Below are 20,643 nucleotides of genomic sequence, written 5' to 3'. Positions count from 1 at the left end.
CCCCCCCCCGCTCTTCGTTCTCTCTTGGGTGGGGTGCGTGTTGTTGCTTCTATCCCCCTGCTCCGTCCCCTCCGGGGGGGGGGGGGGGGGCGGTGCCGGCGGCTTGGCGCGCCCCCCCCCCCCCCCCCCCGGTTCCGCCCTGGCCTACGACAAGCTCCTGCTGGCGACCGGTTCGGTGCCGCGCAAGCTGCCTATGCCGGGCCTTGGCGGGCGCTGCGTCTACCTCCGGACCTTCAACGACGCGCTGGCCATTCGCGCCCATCTCAGCGCCGGAAATCGCATCGCCATAGTCGGCGGCGGCTTCATCGGGCTTGAGCTTGCCGCGGCGGCACGCAGACTGGGTGCCGCGGTCACCATCATCGAGGCGCAGCCGCGCATCTTGATGCGCGGCGTGCCAGCCGAGATCGCGGAGGTCATCCATCAGGCGCATGAAGCGGAAGGCGTGAAAATCCTGTGCGGCGAGGGCATCGCCGCCATTGCCGATGATGGCGCCGAAGTGCGCATCGCGCTCGCCGGTGGACACGACATTGTCGCCGATCTTGCCGTGATCGGCATCGGCGCCGTGCCGGTGACCGGACTTGCCGCGGAGGCGGGGCTGACCGTCGACAATGGTGTCGCCGTCGACGCCGAGCTTCGCACCAGCGACCCGGATATCTTTGCCGCCGGCGACTGCTGTTCGTTTCCGCTCGCCCTCTATGGCGGCCGGCGCGTGCGGCTCGAAGCCTGGCGCAACGCACAGGAGCAGGGCGCGCTCGCCGCAAGGAATATGCTTGGCGCCGGCGAGGCCCACGCCGCAGTGCCGTGGTTCTGGTCGGATCAGTACGGCCTGACCTTGCAGATCGCCGGCCTGTCGGACGAAGGCCGCAGCATCGTGCGCCGCGACCTCGGCGACGGCGCCTTCATCCTGTTCCACCTCGCCGAGGACGGCAGGCTGGTTGCGGCAAGCGGCATCGGCGCCGGCAACGCGGTCGCCCGCGACATAAGGCTGGCCGAGATGCTGATTGCGAAGCAGGCAAGGCCGGCGCCGGAAGCGCTAGGCTCGCAGACCATCAAGTTAAAGTCGCTGCTGGCGGCTTGATCCGCCGCGTGGATAATTGGCCGAGCGCGTTCGGCTAAAACAGCGCCTTCAGCTCCGGCAGCTTGTCGTTGACCAGCCAGCCATAGTAATTTTCCTCGGGCAGTTTTTCCGGCTCGCCCGCAGCGCGGCGCTTGTCGTTCTCGGCCTTCAGCGCATAGGCGCGCTGTTCGGGGTTGCCGACATTGTAGAGCGTCGACGTGATGCCGGGATTGCCTGAGATGTCAAAGCCGGCAATGCTTCTATAGGCGTCGATCGATTTCCGGATTGTTGCTGCGACATAAGGCAGTGTCAGGTCAGGATCCATGATGGTCTTGTAGACCGCGTTGGGATCGCCGACGTCGAGTTCCGGCAGGCCGGAAACCTTGTGCACGAGGTCGCTCATTTGCAGTGCCGTCAGCGGATTGAGCTGGCCAAGGCCAAAAGTCTGGCCGGCATAATAAGGCTGGAAGAAAGTGGCGCCTAAGCGGTCGTTGGGAAAGCTCTCGCCGTCGACGGTCTTGCCGCGGAACGACCGGTTCCACACCTGTTCGCGGCACTCCCACAGATCGTAGCTGTCGGACTTCCCTGCGCATTTCGCAAATTGCGGCCGCTGCACGAAATCGGAGATATCCTCGCCATCATAGGCAAAGGAGAGCTTGCTCGACAGATACGAAATCGCCTTGACGTAGTAGGTCTGCAGCCGGTCGTAGGCATCGACATTGTAGGTGTGCTCGCCGACGATGGCGCCGACGATATGCATTGGGTCGATGCCATAGGCCGCGGCTGCCTGCTTGATCTTGCCGCGCAACTCGGCATCGTTCTGGAGCAGCGCAAAGACTTTGCGGTATTTCGCCTGGAAGGTGGTGTTGGTCGCCTGGGTGCGCCGGCTCGAAGCGCCCGGTATGTCGGGCTGCTCGGTGTTGCGGTTGCCCGGCGGCACCATCGTTGCCGCTTGCGCGGCGAACATGGCTGCCGCCAGCGTCAGCCCCAAAATGACGAGGATCAGTTTTTTCATGCGCCGCCGCCCAAATAGTCGCCGGCAAACTAGGTAATGCTCCACCGGGAGTCGAGAGACGCCTGCACCCGACGGGACGAAAGCTTGCCGGATGCTTCCATTTGGCCACACATCGGGAATGCTGGGCCAAATTGGGGAGGCCGGGAGCAATTCCCCGACCCTCTTCGAGAATGAAGCGTCTCCTACAAGATGAAACGCGACAAGTCCGTGTTTCTGGAGAGGTCGCCGACATGCTTCTCGACATAGGCGGCATCGATGGTCACCGAGGTGCCGTTGCGGTCCGGCGCGTCATAGGAGATATCGTCCAGCACCCGTTCCATCACCGTCTGCAGCCGCCTGGCGCCGATATTCTCGACGCTGGCGTTAAGGTCCACGGCGATGCCGGCCAACGAATCGATCGCGTCATCGGTGAAGACCAGGTCGACGCCTTCGGTCTTCATCAGCGCGATATACTGCTTGATCAGGCTGGCTTCGGTCTCGGTGAGGATGCGGACGAAATCGTCCTTCTCCAGCGCCCGCAGCTCGACGCGGATCGGCAGGCGGCCCTGCAATTCCGGCAGCAGGTCGGAGGGCTTGGCGACGTGGAACGCACCCGAGGCGATGAACAGGATGTGGTCGGTCTTCACCGGTCCATATTTGGTCGCAACCGTGGTGCCTTCGACCAGCGGCAGCAGGTCGCGCTGCACACCTTCACGCGAAACACCGGCACCGATGCCGCCTTCGCGCGAGGCGATCTTGTCAATCTCGTCAAGGAAGACGATGCCGTCATTCTCGGTCGATTCGAGTGCCCTGCGCACCACTTCGTCCTGATCGAGCAGCTTGTCGGACTCGTCGCTGATCAACAGCCCGTAGGATTCCTTGACGGTCGTCTTGCGCAACTTGGTCTTCTTGCCGCCCATCGCCTTCGACAGCATGTCGTTGATGTTGAGCACGCCGATATTGGCGCCCGGCATGCCGGGAATCTCGAAGCCAGGCATGCCGCCATTGCCGGTATCGGCCACTTCGATCTCGATCTCCTTGTCGTCGAGTTCGCCGTCGCGCAGCTTCTTGCGGAAACTGTCGCGGGTGGCCGGGCTCGCCGTCTTGCCGACGAGCGCTTCGAGCACCCGTTCCTCGGCGTTGATGTGGGCACGCGCCTTGACGTCCTCGCGCATCTTCTCGCGCACCAGCCCGATGGCGATCTCGACCAGATCGCGGATGATCTGCTCGACATCGCGGCCGACATAACCGACCTCGGTGAACTTGGTGGCTTCGACCTTGACGAAAGGCGCACCGGCAAGGCGTGCCAGGCGGCGTGAAATCTCGGTCTTGCCGACACCGGTCGGGCCGATCATCAGGATATTCTTCGGCATCACCTCTTCGCGCATCTGGCCCTCGAGCTGCTGGCGGCGCCAACGGTTGCGCAAGGCAATCGCCACGGCACGCTTGGCGTCTTTCTGGCCGATGATGAAGCGGTCGAGTTCCGAAACGATTTCGCGGGGAGAGAAGGTGCTCATGTCACTAAATTCCACTTTGCCACTGCCGAATGGACTCGAACGGATGCAGCAGCATGATCACGTTGAGTGTCAGATTGTCCCGGATGAGATAGCCGACACCGAATTCGAAGATGAGGGCGAGGGTCACGATCACCCATATAGGAAGCCTTCGCGCCATGACAAACCCCAGCACCATGGCCAGCGTGTCGGACACCGAATTGATGATGCTGTCGCCATAATAGTCGAGCGAGATTGTGCCGGCGCGGTAGCGGTCGATGATGAAAGGGCTGTTCTCGAGCAACTCCCAGCCGCCCTCTATAACCACCGCAAAGGCCAGCCTGAGCCCGATCGGCGAGCGCGGGAAAAGGAACCACGCCAGCGCATAGAACAAGAAGCCGTGAATGATGTGCGAGAAGCTGTACCAGTCGGAAATATGCTGGGAATTCTCGGAGCTCTGCACAATGCCGTGCCACAGCTTGACATAGCCGCAGGTACAGATCGGCGTCCGCCCCATGCCGTAGAGGACCCCGGCCTGGAAGATGACCAGGCCGAGAACCAACAGAAGCCCCATTCGCCAGCTGTCTTCGTAGGCCGAGACGGTTTTGTCGCTGGATACGCTCATGCTGCTATTGCCCCTCTTTTGCCTCACCCTGTCCGGCGTCGCCCTCTGGGGCATCAATCGCCATCAGCACGGCATCGCCATATTCCGACTTCTTGCGATCGATAGCCCTGAAACCGGCCTTTTCATAGGCACGGATAGCCCGTGCATTGGCGGGGTCCGGGTCGATGATGACGCGCGGCGTACCTTCCTCGAAAAGCTGCTCGACGAACTGCCGGACGATCGCCGAGCCGTGGCCGACCCCGACAAGCCCCGGCACGCCGATCGACAGATCGATGCCGAGCGTGCCGAACGGCTGGTCGCTATAGGGATGGCCGTCCTCCAGATGCGGATCGTAGCTCTGCAAATAGCCGATGGGCTTTCCGTCGAGCTCGATAATCAGCGGCTCGACCGAAATGCTGTCGATATGCTCGCGGATCTCCGCAATCTCGGTCTCTGGGTCGTTCCACCATTCGGCGACATGCGGCTCGGCAAGCCAGCCGGCGATCATCGGCAGGTCCCTCTGGATCACCGGCCGAAAACCATAGCGGAGGCTCCGCTCAGGCGGCATCGAGGGTTTCGACGACGAAGTTGTTGTTTGTGTAGACGCAAATGTCTGACGCGATCTGCATCGCCTTGCGGGCGATCTCCTCTGCGCCCTTGTCGCTGTCCATCAAAGCGCGTGCCGCCGCCAGCGCGTAATTGCCGCCGGAGCCGATGGCCATGACGCCAAATTCGGGCTCCAGCACGTCGCCGGTGCCTGTCAGCGCCAGCGACACCGACTTGTCGGCCACCAGCATCATTGCTTCCAGCCGGCGCAAATAACGGTCGGTGCGCCAGTCCTTGGCGAGCTCGACGCAGGCACGTGTCAGCTGGTCGGGATATTGTTCGAGCTTGGCTTCGAGCCGCTCAAGCAGCGTGAAGGCATCGGCGGTGGCACCGGCGAAGCCAGCAATGACGTTGCCGCTTTTGCCGATGCGGCGCACCTTCTTGGCGTTGCCCTTCATGATGGTCTGGCCGAGGCTGACCTGGCCGTCGCCGGCGATCACCACTTTGCCGCCCTTGCGCACGGTCAGAATGGTCGTGGCATGCATGGTCAGTTCATTCGACATTTTCTGCTCCGATCAGCACCGATCCCATCGAGGCGATCGGCGCGTTACGAGTGACTTGATCGGCCATATGTATGCATAGGCCGGATGATTGCAAACCGGCCATCCGCCGGGCCGGACTGTGCTCCGCAGCGGTAACTGGCAATCGCCGGATCATGCTGCTAGAAGGCTTTCGTTTTCAGGCATGTGAACGCCTGAACCGTGCAAATCTGAGACAAGGATGAGGTCATGGCGCCCCGTTCCGCCGAGATAAGCCGCAAGACCAGGGAAACCGACATCGCCGTGTCGGTTCAGGTCGACGGCTCGGGCAAATCCGACATTTCGACGGGCGTCGGCTTCTTCGACCATATGCTGGACCAGTTGTCGCGCCATTCGCTGATCGACATGACCGTGAAGGCCAAGGGCGACCTGCACATAGACGACCACCATACGGTCGAGGATACGGGCATCGCGCTCGGCCAGGCGCTGGCCAAGGCGTTGGGCGAGCGGCGCGGCATCATGCGCTACGCCTCGATCGATCTCGCCATGGACGAGACACTGACGCGGGCGGCAATCGATGTCTCCGGCCGGCCTTTTCTGGTCTGGAATGTTTCGTTCTCGTCGCCGAAGATCGGTACGTTCGACACCGAGCTGGTGCGCGAATTCTTCCACGCGCTGGCGCAGAATGCCGGCATCACGCTTCATGTCACCAATCATTACGGCGCCAACAACCACCACATCGCCGAGACCTGCTTCAAGGCCGTGGCGCGTGTGTTGCGTTCGGCGCTTGAGCGCGACCCGCGCCAGCCGGACGCGGTTCCCTCCACCAAGGGATCCCTGAAAGGATAGCGTCATGGCCATCTATGTCGTGATGAAGCCGCCAGGCCGCAGCGAAAGCGTGGACACTACCTTTATCCGTGACGGCTTTGCCTGGCTCGGCTTCCTGGTGCCGCCGCTGTGGCTGGCCTGGCACCGGCTGTGGGTCGAGGCGGCATTGGCGTTTGTCGCCATGGGCCTGCTCTCGATGCTAGGCGAAAGGCTGGACCTGGAAACAACCGGCTCGCTTTTATCCCTGCTTGTCATGCTCTTTGTCGGACTGGAAGGGCAGGGCTTGCGGATCGCAGCCCTGCGCCGTCGCGGCTGGCATGAATGGGGCGTGGTCGAGGCCGACAGGCTCGACGACGCAGACCTCCGCTATGCATTGGAAGCCGATGCTCAGTCGGATGAACAACCGACGGTGCAACGCATCGTCCCAGACGCAGCACATGCCCGGTCGGCGCAGATGGGCCTGGCGCTGGGGCTGAACCATATTCCGGGAAAGCCCTGAGATGAGGGTAGCGATCATCGATTACGGGTCGGGCAATCTGCGCTCGGCCACCAAGGCCTTCGAGCGTGCCGCGCATGAAGCCGGTATTGCCGCCGCGATCGAACTCACCGCCGATGCCGAGCGGGTCAGGACCGCCGACCGCATCGTCCTGCCCGGCGTCGGTGCCTATGCCGATTGCGCCGCTGGACTGCGTGCGGTCGCCGGCATGTGGGAAGCGGTCGAGGAGGTGGCGATCGCCAAGGCTCGGCCGTTCCTCGGCATCTGCGTCGGCATGCAGCTGATGTCGGAGCGAGGCCTGGAAAAGACCGTCACAAAGGGCTTTGGCTGGGTCGCCGGCGACGTCAAGGAGATCACGCCGGCCGATCCGACACTGAAGATCCCGCAGATCGGCTGGAACACGATTGACCTGAAGCGCAAGCATCCGCTGTTTTCCGGCATTGCGACGGGTGGCAAGGGACTGCACGCCTATTTCGTCCACTCCTACCATCTCGATGCACGGAAGGAGGATGAGGTGCTGGCGGTTGCCGACTATGGCGGCCCGGTAACGGCCGCTGTCGCTCGCGACAACCTCGCCGGAACGCAATTCCACCCCGAGAAGAGCCAGGCGCTGGGCCTGGCGCTGATCACCAATTTCCTAGGCTGGAGGCCCTGAACCATGAGCAAGAAGGGCTATTGGATGGCAATGGTCGATGTCCGCGATCCCGAGATCTACAAGCGATATATCGAGGCCAATGCCGCGGCTTTCGCGAAATACGGCGCGAAGTTCCCGGTGCGCGCCGGGCGGTACACCAGCCCGGAAGGACCGGCAGGCAATCGCCACGTGCTGGTGGAATTCGAATCCTATGAAAAGGCGCTGGAATGCTACGGCTCGCCTGAATACCAGGAGGCGTTGAAGTACAGGCTCGCCGGCTCGACCGGCCGCTTTGTCATCGTCGAAGGCGCCTGAAGGTGTTTCTGTTTCCGGCGATAGACCTCAAGGACGGCAAATGCGTGCGCCTCAGGCATGGCGACATGGCGACCGCCACCATCTACAATGACGATCCCGCCGCTCAGGCGCGCGTCTTCGAAGAGCAGGGCTTCGAATGGTTGCACGTCGTCGACCTCAACGGCGCCTTCAAGGGCCAGAGCGTCAACAGTGCCGCGGTCGGCGCCATCCTGAAGGCGACGAGCAATCCGGTGCAGCTCGGCGGCGGCATCCGCACGCTGGCGCAGATCGAGGACTGGCTCGACCGTGGGCTGGCCCGCGTCATTCTTGGCACCGTGGCGGTCCGCGATCCGGATCTGGTCAGGCAGGCCTGCAAGGCATTCCCGGGCAAGATCGCTGTCGGCATCGACGCCAAGGGCGGTAAGGTCGCGGTCGAAGGCTGGGCTGAGGCCTCGAGCCTCGGCGTCATTGAACTGGCGAGGAAATTCGAAGGTGCCGGCGTCGCCGCCATCATCTACACCGATATCGACCGCGACGGTGTGCTGACTGGCATCAACTGGGACGCCACCATCGATCTCGCCGACGCGGTGTCGATCCCGGTTATCGCCTCGGGCGGGCTCGCCTCGATCGCCGACATCGTGCGCATGACCATGCCCGATGCCCGCAAGCTCGAAGGCGCGATCTCCGGCCGCGCCCTCTACGACGGCCGCATCGACCCGGCCGAGGCATTGGCGATCCTGCGTGGCAAACCGATGGCAGGGTGTGAAACGTGAAGGTCTCGATTATCGTTGCTCCCTACGACAGCGGGCACTATCACGAAGGGTGCGGCCAGGGGCCGGACGCCATCGTCGGCGGTGGGCTGGTCGAAGCCCTGACCGTGGCTGGCCATGACGTCGCCGTCGAAGATATCGGCAAGGTCGGAGACGAGCAGGGGCGCGAAATTGCAACCGGCTTCGCCGTCTGCAACGCCGTCGCGACCAAGGTTAACCTCGCCCGCGATGGAGGACGCTTCCCCATTATCCTTGCTGGAAATTGCCTGACCGCCGCCGGTGCGGTTGCCGGCGAAGCTGCGGATTCGATCATCTGGATCGACCAGCATGGCGATCTCAACACGCCGGAGACGTCGGCCTACGGCTTTCTCGACGGCATGGCGCTGGCGGCGACGCTCGGGCTCTGCTGGCATCCGATGGCGGCAGCAATTCCGGGGTTCCGGCCGATAGACCCGGCGCGCTGCATGCTGGTCGATGCCCGCGACCTCGATCCCGACGAAAAGCGACTGCTGGAAACTTTGCCGATCGTGCGCACCGAATGTGCCGGTGCACTCGATATGATCGGAAAGCTCACGGCGACAGGGACTGTGCGGGCGCATCTGCATCTCGACCTGGATGTCCTCGATCCGGATGTGCTGCAGGTGAACCGCTACGCGCACCCGGGCGGCCCGAGTCCGGAACAGCTGCGGCAGCTTGCCTGCGGACTGGCCAGGTCAATCCCAATCGTCGGCGTGACGCTCTCGGCCTACGACCCGGCCTTTGATTCCCAGTCCGAAGTTCCGCCCGTCGTCGGCCAGCTGCTTGTCGACTTTCTTGCGGCGATCGAGAGGATCTGATGCTGAAAGCCCGCGTCATCCCCTGTCTCGACGTCAAGAACGGCCGTGTCGTCAAGGGCGTCAATTTCGTCGACCTGGTCGATGCCGGCGATCCCGTCGAAGCGGCAAAAGCCTATGACGCGGCCGGCGCCGACGAGCTCTGCTTTCTCGACATCACCGCCTCGTCGGAAAACCGCGAGACCATTTTCGATGTCATCGCCCGCACCGCCGAACAATGTTTCATGCCGCTGACCGTTGGCGGTGGCGTCCGTCAGGTCGCCGACATCAGGAAGCTGCTACTGGCCGGCGCCGACAAGGTGTCGATCAACACGGCGGCGGTGAAGACCCCAAATTTTGTCGCCGAGGCTGCCGACAAATTCGGCAACCAGTGCATCGTCGTCGCCATCGATGCCAAGAAAGTGTCCGCTGCGAGCGAGGCTGATCGCTGGGAGATATTCACCCATGGCGGCCGCGAGAAGACCGGCATCGACGCCGTCGAGTTCGCTCGGCGAGTGGTCGACCTCGGCGCCGGCGAGATCCTGCTAACATCGATGGACCGCGACGGCACCAAGGCCGGCTATGATATAGCCCTTACCCGCGCGGTCGCCGATGCCGTACGCGTGCCGGTCATCGCTTCCGGTGGCGTCGGCACGCTCGACCACCTTGTCGAAGGCATTCGCGACGGCCATGCCGGCGCGGTGCTGGCGGCGTCGATCTTCCATTTCGGCACCTACAGCATCGCCGAAGCCAAGCTGCACATGGCTCAGGCCGGACTGCCGATGCGGCTGGACTCGCCGGGTAATCGGTCCTAGAGCCTTTCCGGCTAAGAAGAGGCTGTAAACGCCGTCATGACCGAGTTCTCGCTCTCCGATCTGGAGAAGATTATTGGCGAACGCGCACGTTCCGGCGATCCGGATTCGTGGACGGCCAAGCTCTTTCAGCGTGGCATGAGCAAGGCAGCGCAGAAACTCGGCGAAGAGGCAGTCGAAACGGTGATCGCAGCCGTCAGCGCCGACCGGGACGCGCTTGTTTCGGAAAGCGCCGATCTCATCTATCATTGGCTTGTCGTTCTTGGCGTAGCGGGCATTCCGCTGAGCGATGTGCTCAACGAGCTTGAACGCCGCACCGGTCGTTCGGGCATCGCCGAAAAGGCGTCTCGGCTGGACCGGGGCTGATCGCTGCGGAGGAACTCGATGGACCAGCTCGCTCCTACCGAGAAGTATTCACCCTATCGTTTCTTCTCGGCCGAGCAATGGTCGCGGTTCCGCGCCGATACGCCGATGACGCTCACCGAGGACGAGGTCCGTCGTCTGCGGTCGCTGAACGATCCGGTCGATCTCCACGAGGTCGAGCGCATCTATCTTTCGATGTCGCGGCTGTTGTCGGCTCATGTCGAAGCCAGTCAACTCCTGTTCAGGCAGCGCCAGGCCTTCTTCAACGCGCTGGACGCGGCCAAGACACCGTTCATCATCGGCATTGCCGGTTCCGTCGCGGTCGGCAAATCGACCACGGCGCGCGTGCTGAAGGAGCTGCTGGCGCGCTGGCCGTCGAGTCCCAAGGTCGACCTGGTCACCACCGATGGTTTCCTGCTGCCGAACGAAGTCCTGCGCCGCAACAACCTGATGGAGCGCAAGGGCTTTCCGGACAGCTACGACGTCGGCGCGCTGCTGCGCTTCCTGTCCGGCATCAAATCGGCGCAGCGCAACGTCCGCGCGCCGGTCTATTCGCACCTGACCTATGACGTCATTCCGGGCGCGTTCCAGACCATCGACCGGCCCGACATCCTGATCTTCGAAGGCATTAATGTCCTGCAGCCGGGCAAGCTGCCGAAGGACGGCAAGATCGTGCCTTTCCTGTCGGATTTCTTCGACTTTGCCATCTACATCGATGCCGAGGAGGCGCTGATCCATCACTGGTATATCGCCCGCTTCATGCGGTTGCGCGAAACCGCCTTCCGCGACCCGGCCTCCTTCTTTCACCGCTATTCGCAACTTTCCGAGGATGCGGCCCGCGCCATCGCCGAGGGTCTGTGGACCAACATCAACCTTAAGAATCTGCGCGAGAATATATTGCCGACCCGCGCCCGAGCCGATCTCATCCTGCGCAAGGGCGCCAACCATCTGGTCGAGGAAGTGGCGCTCAGGAAACTGTGAAATCCCGGGACATTCCTTAAAGTCATCTTAACCCAGTCTTTCTATTGTCGGGCCTGATCTGCGGGCTCGGCAAACAAATGAATGCGCCATTCCTAAACATCGATCGGCCGGCAGCTGACCGCATCGCACGTCCGGGCAGCGGCGGCGCAACGATTGCCCTGATCGTGCCTGTCCACAATGAGGAAGGCGCAATTGCTCCATTCCTGAAGGCGGTATGCGAAAGCACCGCGCCGCTGAAGGACAAAGGCGTTGCCCTCGAGTTCATCTTCGTCAACGACGGCAGCAGCGATACGACGCTCGAAAAGCTGATCGAAGCCCAACAAACCGATCCACGCATCCACGTAATCGACCTTTCACGCAATTTCGGCAAGGAAGCCGCGATGACCGCGGGGCTCGACAGCTGCGATGCCGATGCAGCGATCCCGATGGATGTCGATATGCAGGATCCGCCGCATGTCATTCCGCTGCTTGTGGAAAAGTGGCGCGAGGGTTTTGAGGTTGTTCTGGCCAAGCGAGCCAATCGGTCGAGCGACAGCTTTCTCAAGCAGCGCTCCGCCTCGATGTTCTACCGCGTTCACAACTGGATCGCGCAGCAGAAGATCCCGCACGATGTCGGCGACTTCCGTTTGATCGACCGCCAGGTCATCCAGGCGCTGCGGTCTTTGCCCGAACGCCGTCGTTTCATGAAGGGCCTGTTCGCCTGGGTCGGGTTCCGTACCGCAAGCGTCGAATATGTCCGCGATCAGCGCATCGCCGGCCAGTCGAAATTCTCCGGCTGGAAGCTGTGGAACTTCGCGCTCGAAGGCATCACCAGCTTCTCCACCGCTCCGCTTGAAATCTGGACCTATGTCGGCGCGACGATTTCCGCGCTGTCGTTCCTCTACGGCCTGCTGATCGTCGCCAAGACAATGATCTTTGGCGTTGATGTGCCCGGCTACGCCTCCCTGCTGGTCAGTGTTCTTTTCCTTGGCGGCATCCAGTTACTCGGCATCGGCATCATCGGACAATACCTCGGCAGGGTCTACGCCGAGATCAAGCAGCGTCCGATCTATATCGTGCGCCGCAAATATGAGGGAATGAGCTGATGGAGATCGACGCTTACCGACAGATGGCCGCCACCGAAGACGAGCATTGGTGGTTCTGCGGGCGTCGCGCCATCGCCGAGGCGGTCATTCGCAGCATCGGCCTGCCTGAAAACGCGCGCATCGTAGAGATCGGCGCCGGCACCGGCGGCAACATCCGGATGCTGGAGCAGTTCGGCGCAGTGACGGCAGTCGAGATGAGCGATCTCGCGCGCAGGATTGCCTGGGAAAAGACCGGCCGCGACTTCCTCGCCGGCCATCTGCCGGACAACATTCCTGTCGCGCCGCAAAGCTGCGACCTCGTCTGCCTGTTCGACGTGCTGGAGCATGTCGCCGAAGACGAGGCGTCGCTTGCCGCGATCCGCCAGATGCTGAAGCCGGGCGGCGGCGTCGTCCTCACGGTGCCAGCACACCAATGGTTGTGGAGCACGCATGATGTTGGGCTGCATCACATGCGGCGCTATTCACGCAATCTGCTGCGTGAACGAATTGAAAAGGCTGGTTTCGCGATCGACCGGCTGAGCTACACAAATGCCGCGCTCTTCCCGGTAGCGGCGCTGGCACGACTGGTGGACAGGTTGCGCAGGCCGGCCTTGCCAGCCGGTCATGCCACGCCGCCGAAACCACTGAATGCGGCGATGAAGGCAGTGTTTTCGGCGGAAGGCCGCATCATACCAAATGCAAACCTGCCCTTCGGCGTTTCGCTGCTGGCGGTGTTCCGCAGGGACAGCGCCGTCGAAACCGCTCGCCTCGACGAGAAATTGGCAGCTTGACCGCGTTATGGGCACCGGCTCGTATCGTCGACTATCGCGCTTTGCGCTGATTGGCATTGCGTCGACGCTGATCTACGCCGTTTGCGCTTTCCTGCTGTCGCGTGGACAGGCAACGGCGGCCCTGCCGGCGGCGCTCACATCGTTTGCGGCCTACGCCGTCGCCGCGCTGTTCTCCTACACCGGGCATAAATATTTCACCTTCACCTCGGGCGGCAGCCACGCGATGGAACTGCCCCGCTTCCTCCTGCTCACCGCTTCCGGCCTCGCCGTCGCGATCGCCCTGCCGGCGCTTTTGACCCAGATGCTCGGCATCCCCGCCGCAGTCCCGATCCTGCTTACCTGCATTGCCGTGCCGGTCATCAACTATGTCGTCCTCGGGCGCTGGGTGTTTCGTGGTCTCTAGCGCGCGACCCCTCAATGAACTGCTGCCCGGCGCCAACCGCTTCTCGCCCTTTGCGGGCGTAGCGGGTGCTCCGTTGCTGCTGGCCTGCCTGGTCGTCACATACGCCGTCTGGCTATCCACCGTTGCAATCCCGACCAATGTCGACGTGTCATGGCTTCTGGTCGTCTGCGACCGCCTGCTTGGCGGAGAGCGGCTCAACACGGACATCGTGGAGACGAACCCACCTTTCTCGATCTGGCTCTACATGCCATTCATGCTCCTGGAAAAGCTCACCGGCATACGTGCGGAATTCTGGCTGACGCTTGGCGTCGTTTGCCTGAGCCTGGCCAGTCTTTTCGGTTCCGTCCGTATTCTCGCGCGCGATGAACCGGTCTACCGGCAGCCCCATGCGCTGTGGGCGGCAGCGGCGGCCCTGTTTTTGATCCTGTGTTTCATGCCGGATCAATTCGGCCAACGCGAGCACTTCGCATTGATTGCCATTCTGCCTTGGGTGGCGTTGCAATGCACACGTCAGCGGAACCTGGATTTCAGCGCGGGCTCGCGCCTGGAGCACATGGTCGCGGGTTTCGGCGCGGCGGTCGTGGTCATGGTCAAGCCGCCCTATTTTGTGCTGGCCTTCATGTTGCCGTCGCTCTGTCTTGCGCTTGAAAGGCGGTCGCTGAGACCGGTCTTCGTCGCAGAGAACCTGGTGGGCGCTGCGATCGTGGCCGCCTATATAGCGTCCATCGCGCTCTTCGACCGCGCTTACGTCAGCGACGTCCTGCCCTTGGTCAGGGAGGTCTATCTTCCGTTGAGGGCCTCTGCCGCCGATATGCTGGCAAACTGGCCGAAAGTGGTGCTGCTTCTGGCCGCCGCCACCGTGCTTGCGGCCGGCGGCCTGAGAAAGACGAACTGGGACGTCAGGATTCCGCTCCTGACCGCCCTGGGGTTCATTCCGGCCTTCATTGTCATGGGCAAGGGTTGGCCCAATCACGCGCTGCCGATGGTCGTTGTTGCGACACTTGCATTTGGCATCCAGCTTGTGCGGTTCGGCACATTCGGCAGTGCAGGCTTCGTTCGCAAGGCCGCCCTGATCTTCGGCTGCGTGCTGGTGCTGCAAATAGCGGTCAGGGCACAGTACGCGGCGCTGACGACGGATAACGGCCCGATCGCCCGGTCTGTCGCCGCGATCCGCGCAACGGTCGAAACCCCGACCATCATGTCGATTGCCGACCAGATGCAGGTTGCCCATCCCCTCGCCAGGCTGGTCGGCGGCAGGTTCATATCACGCCATCCGAGCGCCTGGGCGGTCTCCAACGCGGACACGCTCGCCCGCGTCACCGGCGATCTCGAACGGAGACCGGAACTTGAAAGCATCCGCGATCGGGTGATCGGCGAAAACGCCGCCGAGATATCAGCGAAGAAGCCCGATATCGTGCTGTCAGGCTCGCCGGCGTGGACTGCCCTGATGCTGCAGGACAAGCGGATCCAGGTCGCCTTGGCCGACTATCGTCAGCTGCACGCCGAGCCGGAAATCACTGTCTATGTGCGTTACACGGCGCCTGCGCCGCTCCAAACCGATTGAGCAGGAGCCCCCGGAAACCCATGACACGGCTGGATCCAATCGCTCCACTGGACGACATATGGCTCGATCTCGAGAGCCTCGGTGCAACAGCATGAGCGTCTCGAACGACATTGGCGGCTTGAGCCGCTGGCGCGACCGGGATATTGCGGCGTCGCTGCTTCCTAGCCGCAATGTCCTGGCCATTGCCGCAGTCACCGTCTTCTCGATCTTCTGGCAGCGACGTTGGGGGACTGTTCCCGACACTAGCTGGCTGATCACTGTCTGCGAGCGTATGCTGTCCGGTGAGCGGCTTTACTCGCAAATCTACGAGACCAATCCCCCATTCAGCGTCTGGCTCTATCTGCCGCCAGTGGCTGCGGCCAGATTGCTGGGCACCGCCCCGGAAATCCTGGTTGAGGCCTGGACATACCTTGCCGTGCTTATCGGACTTTCGCTCTCGGGCGTGATCGTCAAGCGTGCGGGTTTCACCGAAACTGCATCATTGTTTGCACTGGGGCCAGCGTTTTGCGCAATGTTGGTGGTCTTCCCCGGAAATGCCTTCAGTGAGCGGGAGCATATCGGCATGGCACTTTTCATGCCGCTGCTTGCGCTTCATGCCTGGCGCGCGCGCAGAGATGCAGCTGCCCAACCAGACCCCGGGCTCGCCGTACTCGCCGGCCTGTCGGGCAGCATTCTGCTGCTGGTCAAGCCCTACTATGCGATCATGGTGTTGGCGCCGGCGCTGGTCGTTGCAGTGCGCCGGCGCAGTCTGAAATCGATCTTCGCCCTGGAACACTGGGTCATTGGCGGCATCTGCGTTGTCTATCTCAGCACGGTCACGCTGATCCATCCGGAATTTGTGCGCGACATCTATCCCCTCTTGGCGGACGTTTATGCAAAGATCGGCATCTTTTGGCCGATTGTGATCGGCTACGGTTTCTCGTGGTGTTTCCTTGTCTTCCTGATCTGTTGGCTGTGGCCGGCCAGGCGGTTTCCAGAGCTGGCGGCGGTAGCGTTGGCGGCATCGATCGCCGGCATGTTTCCCCTGTTCTACCAAGCCAAAGGCTGGTCTTATCATGCCTATCCCGCGATCTTTTGCGCCGCGGCAGCCATTTTCTGCCTGTTGGCACTGCCCAGGATCGTGCAGCAGCCGTCGAAGCTGTTGACGTTCGTGACGGCTCCTTCGCGAGCTTGGGCATTGGCGGCGGTGGCAATCGCTTTCTTGCCGTACTGGAGCACCCAGAAACCAGGGCCGGCGCTGGTTGCTGCAATTCGCGCCGCCACCGATCGGCCGACCGTAGCGTTGGTCAGTTCGGATATTTCCTCGGGACATCCGTTGAACCGTATGATCGATGGGCAGTTCGTTTCGACCCACGTCAGCGATTGGCTTGGAGCGTTCGCACTTTCCCTGTCCCGGCAGGCATCTCTCTCGGGTGACACCGCCGAAGCCATGCGTTACCAAGCCATCATGGCGCGCTACGTCGAAAGCAAACGCGAAGAGTTCGTGCGTCTGCGCCCGGATATCGTCGTCTTCAAGAAAAACAACACGATGTGGACAAGCCAATTGATGGAGCGTTTTGGCTTTGACGCCATCCTGGCGCACTACCGCATTCTTATCGAGGACGAGACCGAGCGCATCTATCTGCGCGACGATTATGTCCGCCCGGGCCGCCGGCCACCCGAACAGCCTATTTCGGCATCGTCACCCGTCGCAGCGTCAGATTGATGCGGCCGCCACTCCTGAGCAATGCCGAGGTCGACGGGTAGATACGGTCGACGCCGTGAAAGCAGAGCCGCCCTTCGCCGCCAAGCACGACGACGTCGCCGCTCCTCAGCCTGAACGATTTGGTGGCGCCGTCGCGCGTCGTCTGGCCGACCCGGAACAGGCAATCGTCGCCGAGCGACACCGAGACGACAGGCGCGGAGAAATCGCTCTCGTCGCGGTCCTGGTGAAGACCCATCTTGGCATCCTGCGAATAGAAATTGACCAGGCAGGCTTCCGGCAGGTGCGCATAGGCAGATACATCCCGCCACAGTTCGAGCAGCATCTCCGGGATCGGCGGCCAAGGCCTTCCGGTCACCGGATGGGTCGGCTGGTAGCGATAGCCGTGCTCCTTGTCGGTGACCCAGCCCAGCGGACCGCAATTGGTCATGCGCACGCTCATCTCCTTGCCGGTACGCGGCATCGCCGGCACGAACAGCGGCGCGTTCTGCACGATCTGCCTGATATCTTCAACCAGCACTTCCTGCATGGCGCGCGACAGGTAGCCGGGCATATGGCGGACGCCTTTGGGCAGTACGAGCATCGCGTCGCTTAATCCGTTGGTCTGGAGAAATCAGAATGCCACCGTCAAATGAAAACGGCGACCCGAAAGCCGCCTCCGACGGTGGCTGCGCGCTTTAACCGGCGATCTGAGATCCGAAGCCGCTTCGGCTGTCACTCATCCCCGACCCGGCCGCGCAGTTTCTTGATCGAGCCGCGCCCGGCCTTGCTCTTGAGCCGTCTTTCGACCGCGCCTTTGGACGGCCTGGTCTTCTTGCGCGGCGGTGGTGGTGGTTCGGCGGCCTTGGCGACCAGTGCCGTCAGCCGCGCCCGGGCGTCCGCCCGGTTCTGCTCCTGGGTGCGGAAGCGTCCGGCTTCAATGACGATGACGCCGTCCTTGGTGGCGCGCTGGCCGGCAAGCTTGATGGTCCGTTCGCGCACCCGCTCCGACAGGCCAGCCGCATTGGCGGCATCGAAGCGCAATTGCACTGCCGTCGCCACCTTGTTGACGTTCTGGCCGCCCGGGCCGGACGAACGGATGAAGTCCTCGTGCAGGTCGCCCGGATTAATCACCGCATCGTCGGTAATGATGATCTTGTCGTCGGCGTTCATGCCGCACTCATGGCGCGGCAGGCGAAAAAAGAAAAGGCCCGATCGAAGCCGGGCCTTGAAGCATCACCAGGGGCGACGGCTATTCAGCCGCTACCTGCATGCGTGGTGCGGCGCCGAGCACGGTGGCGTCGACATGGGCTTCGAACTTTTCGAAATTGTCGACGAACATGCCGACCAGCCTTGCCGCCTGCCGGTCGTAGGCGGGCTTGTCGATCCAAGTCGATCTAGGGTCGAGAATGGCGCGGTCGACGCCGGCAACCGTCACCGGTACGTCGAAACCGAAATTGGCGTCGGTGCGGAAGTCGGCCGCTTTCAGCGAGCCGTCGAGCGCCGCCGCAAGCAGCGCCCGCGTTGCTTTGATCGGCATTCGCTTGCCGGTGCCGTAGGCGCCGCCGGTCCAGCCGGTGTTGACCAGCCAGCAATCGACGCCGTGGCGGGCGATGAGCTCGCGCAGCAGATTGCCGTATTCCGACGGATGCCGCGGCATGAACGGTGCGCCGAAGCATGTCGAAAATGTCGCTTCGGGTTCCGTAACGCCCTTCTCGGTCCCCGCCACCTTGGCGGTATAGCCGGAGAGGAAATGGTACATGGCCTGCGCCGGGGTCAGCCGCGCGATCGGCGGCATCACACCGAATGCGTCGGCGGTCAGCATGATGATGTTCTTCGGGTGGCTGGCGCGCCCCGTCTTGCTGGCGTTGGGGATGAAGTGGAGCGGATAGGCGCAGCGTGTGTTTTCGGTCAGCCCGCCATCGTCGAAATCCGGCACGCGGCCTGCGTCGAGCGCCACATTCTCCAGCACCGTGCCGAAGCGCTGGGTGGTGGCGAAGATCTCCGGCTCGGCTTCGGCCGAAAGCTTGATCGTCTTGGCATAGCAGCCGCCCTCGAAATTGAAGATGCCGTGCGGTCCCCAGCCATGCTCGTCGTCGCCGACCAGCGTGCGCGACGGGTCGGCCGACAACGTCGTCTTGCCGGTCCCGGAAAGGCCGAAGAAAACGGCCGCGTCGCCGACGGGCCCTTCATTGGCCGAGCAGTGCATCGGCATCACACCTTTTGCCGGCAGCAGATAGTTGAGCACGGTGAACACCGACTTCTTCATCTCGCCGGCATACGAGGTACCGCCGATCAACACGATCATGTGCGAAAGATCGACGGCAATCACCGTTTCGCCGCGCGTGCCGTGGCGGGCGGGATCGGCGCGGAACGACGGCAGGTCGATGATCGTCAAATCGGGCATGAAATGCTCGAGTTCGGCGGCGGCCGGTCGGATGAGCAGATTGCGGATGAACAAGGAGTGCCAGGCAAGCTCCGTGATCACCCTGGTCGGCAGCTTCAGTTCCTCGTCGGCGCCGCCGACCAGGTCCTGCACATAAAGGTCCTTTCCAGCCGCGTGGGCGCGAAAATCGGCAAGCAGCGTATCGAACTGGATCGGCGAAATCGCTTTGTTGTTGTCCCACCATATATGCGGCGCGGTGCTTTCGTCGCGCACCACGAATTTGTCCCTGGGCGAGCGGCCGGTGTGCTGCCCGGTCTCGGCGGCAAGCGCGCCATGCGCGGTGAGTCGGGCCTCGCCACGGCGGATTGCCTCCTCGTAGAGCGCGGCCGCGCCGAAATTATAGCGCACCACGCCCGTGGTTCTCAGGCCGATGCGATCGATTGCACATGCAGGATTGCGTTTGCCGGCTTCCGACATGGGTGTCCCTTCTTCGATTTACCGCGTCTTTACCGGCGAATTCCGGAACCCCCATTGCAGGAGCTAAAAACGTCAAAACCAGAAAAGGCGAATGATATCAAATCATTAATCGATTTAAATATTTTGAAAGTTGTTTAAATCGTTTATATGTGCAAAAACACTGATGGTTGCCCAAAGGATTGGCGATGTTCATTCGTCCAATCCATATCGAGGTACAATTGTAGCCGTCGACATGCCGCGCGTGACAGCGGATACAGCCTGTGCCACATTTTGTACCTAATTTGTCCTGCAAAAGCCCCTTCTCGACGAAAGAAGGGACAGCTCATGAGGGAGCCGCTTGAAATGGCAACAATCGCGCTTGTCGACGACGATCGCAACATTCTGACTTCGGTTTCGATCGCCCTCGAATCCGAGGGTTATCGGGTCGAAACCTACACGGATGGGGCATCGGCGCTGGAGGGACTGGCGGCGCGCCCGCCGAACCTCGCCATCCTTGACATCAAGATGCCGCGCATGGACGGCATGGAGTTGCTGCGCCGGATGCGTCAGAAATCCGACCTGCCAGTAATCTTCCTGACCTCCAAGGACGATGAGATCGATGAACTGTTCGGCCTCAAGATGGGCGCCGACGACTTCATCCGCAAACCCTTCTCGCAGCGTCTTCTGGTGGAGCGCGTCCGCGCCGTGCTGCGCCGCGCCAGCACCCGCGAGGCGGCGGCCAAGGCGCCCAACCAGCAGGCCCGGTCGCTTGAGCGCGGCCAGCTTGTCATGGACCAGGAGCGCCACACCTGCACCTGGAAGGGCGAGCCGGTGACGCTTACCGTCACCGAGTTCCTCATCCTGCATTCGCTGGCACAGCGTCCGGGGGTCGTAAAAAGCCGTGATGCGCTGATGGATTCGGCTTATGATGAGCAGGTCTATGTCGATGACCGCACCATCGACAGTCACATCAAGCGGCTGCGCAAAAAGTTCAAGGCCGTTGATGATGACTTCGAAATGATCGAAACCCTTTACGGAGTCGGATATCGGTTCCGCGAAGCTTGAGTCGAGCGGG

General features: G+C 62.3%; 24 protein-coding genes. 16 read left to right on the top strand and 8 right to left on the bottom strand.

Features of this window, described 5'->3' with window-relative positions; translation table 11 throughout:
* Positions 1–103 precede the first annotated feature (103 nt).
* Positions 104–1,078 (top strand): NAD(P)/FAD-dependent oxidoreductase, encoded by a 975-nt coding sequence (locus NKH41_RS22935; protein WP_352934079.1) that lies wholly within the window; start codon positions 104–106, stop codon positions 1,076–1,078.
* 34 nt (positions 1,079–1,112) lie between these two features.
* Here the strand turns inward: NKH41_RS22935 and NKH41_RS22930 are convergent, their stop codons facing one another.
* The 5 genes from NKH41_RS22930 to hslV form a co-directional block, all read right to left on the bottom strand.
* Positions 1,113–2,072, bottom strand: coding sequence for a DUF1402 family protein (locus tag NKH41_RS22930; RefSeq protein WP_023677526.1), 960 nt, complete (start codon positions 2,070–2,072; stop codon positions 1,113–1,115).
* A gap of 182 nt (positions 2,073–2,254) precedes the next feature.
* Positions 2,255–3,568 (bottom strand): ATP-dependent protease ATPase subunit HslU, encoded by a 1,314-nt coding sequence (hslU, locus tag NKH41_RS22925; protein ID WP_254815924.1) that lies wholly within the window; start codon positions 3,566–3,568, stop codon positions 2,255–2,257.
* Positions 3,569–3,572: 4 nt separating this feature from the next.
* Complete coding sequence (locus NKH41_RS22920) at positions 3,573–4,169, bottom strand: DUF2585 domain-containing protein (RefSeq protein WP_254815925.1); 597 nt, start codon at positions 4,167–4,169, stop codon at positions 3,573–3,575.
* A 4-nt stretch (positions 4,170–4,173) separates the two neighbouring features.
* Complete coding sequence (locus NKH41_RS22915) at positions 4,174–4,716, bottom strand: GNAT family N-acetyltransferase (protein WP_352769690.1); 543 nt, start codon at positions 4,714–4,716, stop codon at positions 4,174–4,176.
* Positions 4,706–5,257, bottom strand: coding sequence for an ATP-dependent protease subunit HslV (gene hslV, locus NKH41_RS22910; protein WP_352472584.1), 552 nt, complete (start codon positions 5,255–5,257; stop codon positions 4,706–4,708). Before hslV ends, NKH41_RS22915 begins: the two co-directional genes overlap by 11 nt.
* A gap of 225 nt (positions 5,258–5,482) precedes the next feature.
* Here hslV and hisB point away from each other — a divergent pair, with 225 nt between their 5' ends.
* The 14 genes from hisB (at position 5,483) to NKH41_RS22840 (ending at position 16,750) form a co-directional block, all read left to right on the top strand.
* A complete protein-coding gene (gene hisB / locus NKH41_RS22905) occupies positions 5,483–6,082 on the top strand; it encodes an imidazoleglycerol-phosphate dehydratase HisB (protein ID WP_352769582.1) in 600 nt (199 codons plus the stop codon).
* A gap of 4 nt (positions 6,083–6,086) precedes the next feature.
* Complete coding sequence (locus NKH41_RS22900) at positions 6,087–6,560, top strand: DUF2628 domain-containing protein (protein ID WP_352451667.1); 474 nt, start codon at positions 6,087–6,089, stop codon at positions 6,558–6,560.
* A gap of 1 nt (position 6,561) precedes the next feature.
* Positions 6,562–7,212, top strand: coding sequence for an imidazole glycerol phosphate synthase subunit HisH (gene hisH / locus NKH41_RS22895; RefSeq protein ID WP_023677533.1), 651 nt, complete (start codon positions 6,562–6,564; stop codon positions 7,210–7,212).
* 3 nt (positions 7,213–7,215) lie between these two features.
* Positions 7,216–7,506, top strand: a complete 291-nt coding sequence (locus NKH41_RS22890) for a DUF1330 domain-containing protein (RefSeq protein WP_352769692.1) — start codon at positions 7,216–7,218, stop codon at positions 7,504–7,506.
* A gap of 2 nt (positions 7,507–7,508) precedes the next feature.
* Complete coding sequence (gene hisA / locus NKH41_RS22885; RefSeq protein ID WP_352472580.1) at positions 7,509–8,258, top strand: 1-(5-phosphoribosyl)-5-[(5-phosphoribosylamino)methylideneamino]imidazole-4-carboxamide isomerase; 750 nt, start codon at positions 7,509–7,511, stop codon at positions 8,256–8,258.
* Positions 8,255–9,091, top strand: coding sequence for an arginase family protein (locus NKH41_RS22880; RefSeq protein WP_352769694.1), 837 nt, complete (start codon positions 8,255–8,257; stop codon positions 9,089–9,091). Before hisA ends, NKH41_RS22880 begins: the two co-directional genes overlap by 4 nt.
* Positions 9,088–9,882, top strand: coding sequence for an imidazole glycerol phosphate synthase subunit HisF (gene hisF, locus NKH41_RS22875; protein WP_023677537.1), 795 nt, complete (start codon positions 9,088–9,090; stop codon positions 9,880–9,882). Before NKH41_RS22880 ends, hisF begins: the two co-directional genes overlap by 4 nt.
* 36 nt (positions 9,883–9,918) lie before the next feature.
* Positions 9,919–10,245, top strand: a complete 327-nt coding sequence (locus NKH41_RS22870; protein ID WP_352451663.1) for a phosphoribosyl-ATP diphosphatase — start codon at positions 9,919–9,921, stop codon at positions 10,243–10,245.
* 18 nt (positions 10,246–10,263) lie between these two features.
* Positions 10,264–11,223 carry a type I pantothenate kinase gene (gene coaA, locus NKH41_RS22865; protein ID WP_254815935.1) on the top strand — a complete coding sequence of 320 codons (960 nt, stop codon included), beginning with the start codon at positions 10,264–10,266 and terminating at the stop codon, positions 11,221–11,223.
* 77 nt (positions 11,224–11,300) lie between these two features.
* The gene (locus NKH41_RS22860; protein ID WP_352454814.1) at positions 11,301–12,308 is read left to right on the top strand and encodes a glycosyltransferase family 2 protein; all 1,008 of its coding nucleotides are present in this window, start codon (positions 11,301–11,303) and stop codon (positions 12,306–12,308) included.
* Positions 12,308–13,078 carry a class I SAM-dependent methyltransferase gene (locus tag NKH41_RS22855; protein ID WP_352616823.1) on the top strand — a complete coding sequence of 257 codons (771 nt, stop codon included), beginning with the start codon at positions 12,308–12,310 and terminating at the stop codon, positions 13,076–13,078. Before NKH41_RS22860 ends, NKH41_RS22855 begins: the two co-directional genes overlap by 1 nt.
* A gap of 7 nt (positions 13,079–13,085) precedes the next feature.
* On the top strand, positions 13,086–13,481 hold the full coding sequence (locus NKH41_RS22850; RefSeq protein ID WP_352451659.1) for a GtrA family protein: 396 nt from the start codon (positions 13,086–13,088) through the stop codon (positions 13,479–13,481).
* On the top strand, positions 13,471–15,045 hold the full coding sequence (locus NKH41_RS22845) for a hypothetical protein (RefSeq protein ID WP_352769698.1): 1,575 nt from the start codon (positions 13,471–13,473) through the stop codon (positions 15,043–15,045). The genes NKH41_RS22850 and NKH41_RS22845 overlap by 11 nt, the downstream gene beginning before the upstream one ends.
* Positions 15,046–15,316: 271 nt before the next feature.
* Entirely contained in the window at positions 15,317–16,750 is a 1,434-nt protein-coding gene (locus NKH41_RS22840) for a hypothetical protein (protein WP_352778969.1), read from the top strand.
* Here NKH41_RS22840 and NKH41_RS22835 read toward each other — a convergent pair.
* The 3 genes from NKH41_RS22835 to NKH41_RS22825 form a co-directional block, all read right to left on the bottom strand.
* Positions 16,713–17,330: an alpha-ketoglutarate-dependent dioxygenase AlkB family protein gene (locus NKH41_RS22835; RefSeq protein WP_352743924.1), complete on the bottom strand. Its 618-nt coding sequence runs from the start codon at positions 17,328–17,330 to the stop codon at positions 16,713–16,715. The two genes, NKH41_RS22840 and NKH41_RS22835, sit on opposite strands and share 38 nt — an antisense overlap.
* A gap of 131 nt (positions 17,331–17,461) precedes the next feature.
* The gene (gene arfB / locus NKH41_RS22830) at positions 17,462–17,899 is read right to left on the bottom strand and encodes an alternative ribosome rescue aminoacyl-tRNA hydrolase ArfB (protein ID WP_023677545.1); all 438 of its coding nucleotides are present in this window, start codon (positions 17,897–17,899) and stop codon (positions 17,462–17,464) included.
* 79 nt (positions 17,900–17,978) lie between these two features.
* On the bottom strand, positions 17,979–19,589 hold the full coding sequence (locus NKH41_RS22825) for a phosphoenolpyruvate carboxykinase (protein WP_352451655.1): 1,611 nt from the start codon (positions 19,587–19,589) through the stop codon (positions 17,979–17,981).
* Positions 19,590–19,931: 342 nt separating this feature from the next.
* Here NKH41_RS22825 and NKH41_RS22820 point away from each other — a divergent pair, with 342 nt between their 5' ends.
* Positions 19,932–20,633 carry a response regulator transcription factor gene (locus tag NKH41_RS22820; RefSeq protein WP_023677547.1) on the top strand — a complete coding sequence of 234 codons (702 nt, stop codon included), beginning with the start codon at positions 19,932–19,934 and terminating at the stop codon, positions 20,631–20,633.
* The last annotated feature ends 10 nt before the right edge of the window (positions 20,634–20,643 follow it).

The organism is Mesorhizobium sp. M1169 (assembly GCF_040318345.1).
GTDB lineage: Bacteria > Pseudomonadota > Alphaproteobacteria > Rhizobiales > Rhizobiaceae > Mesorhizobium.
Note: the sequence above shows the minus strand (reverse complement) of the source record. Positions and strands in the feature narration are given on the sequence as shown.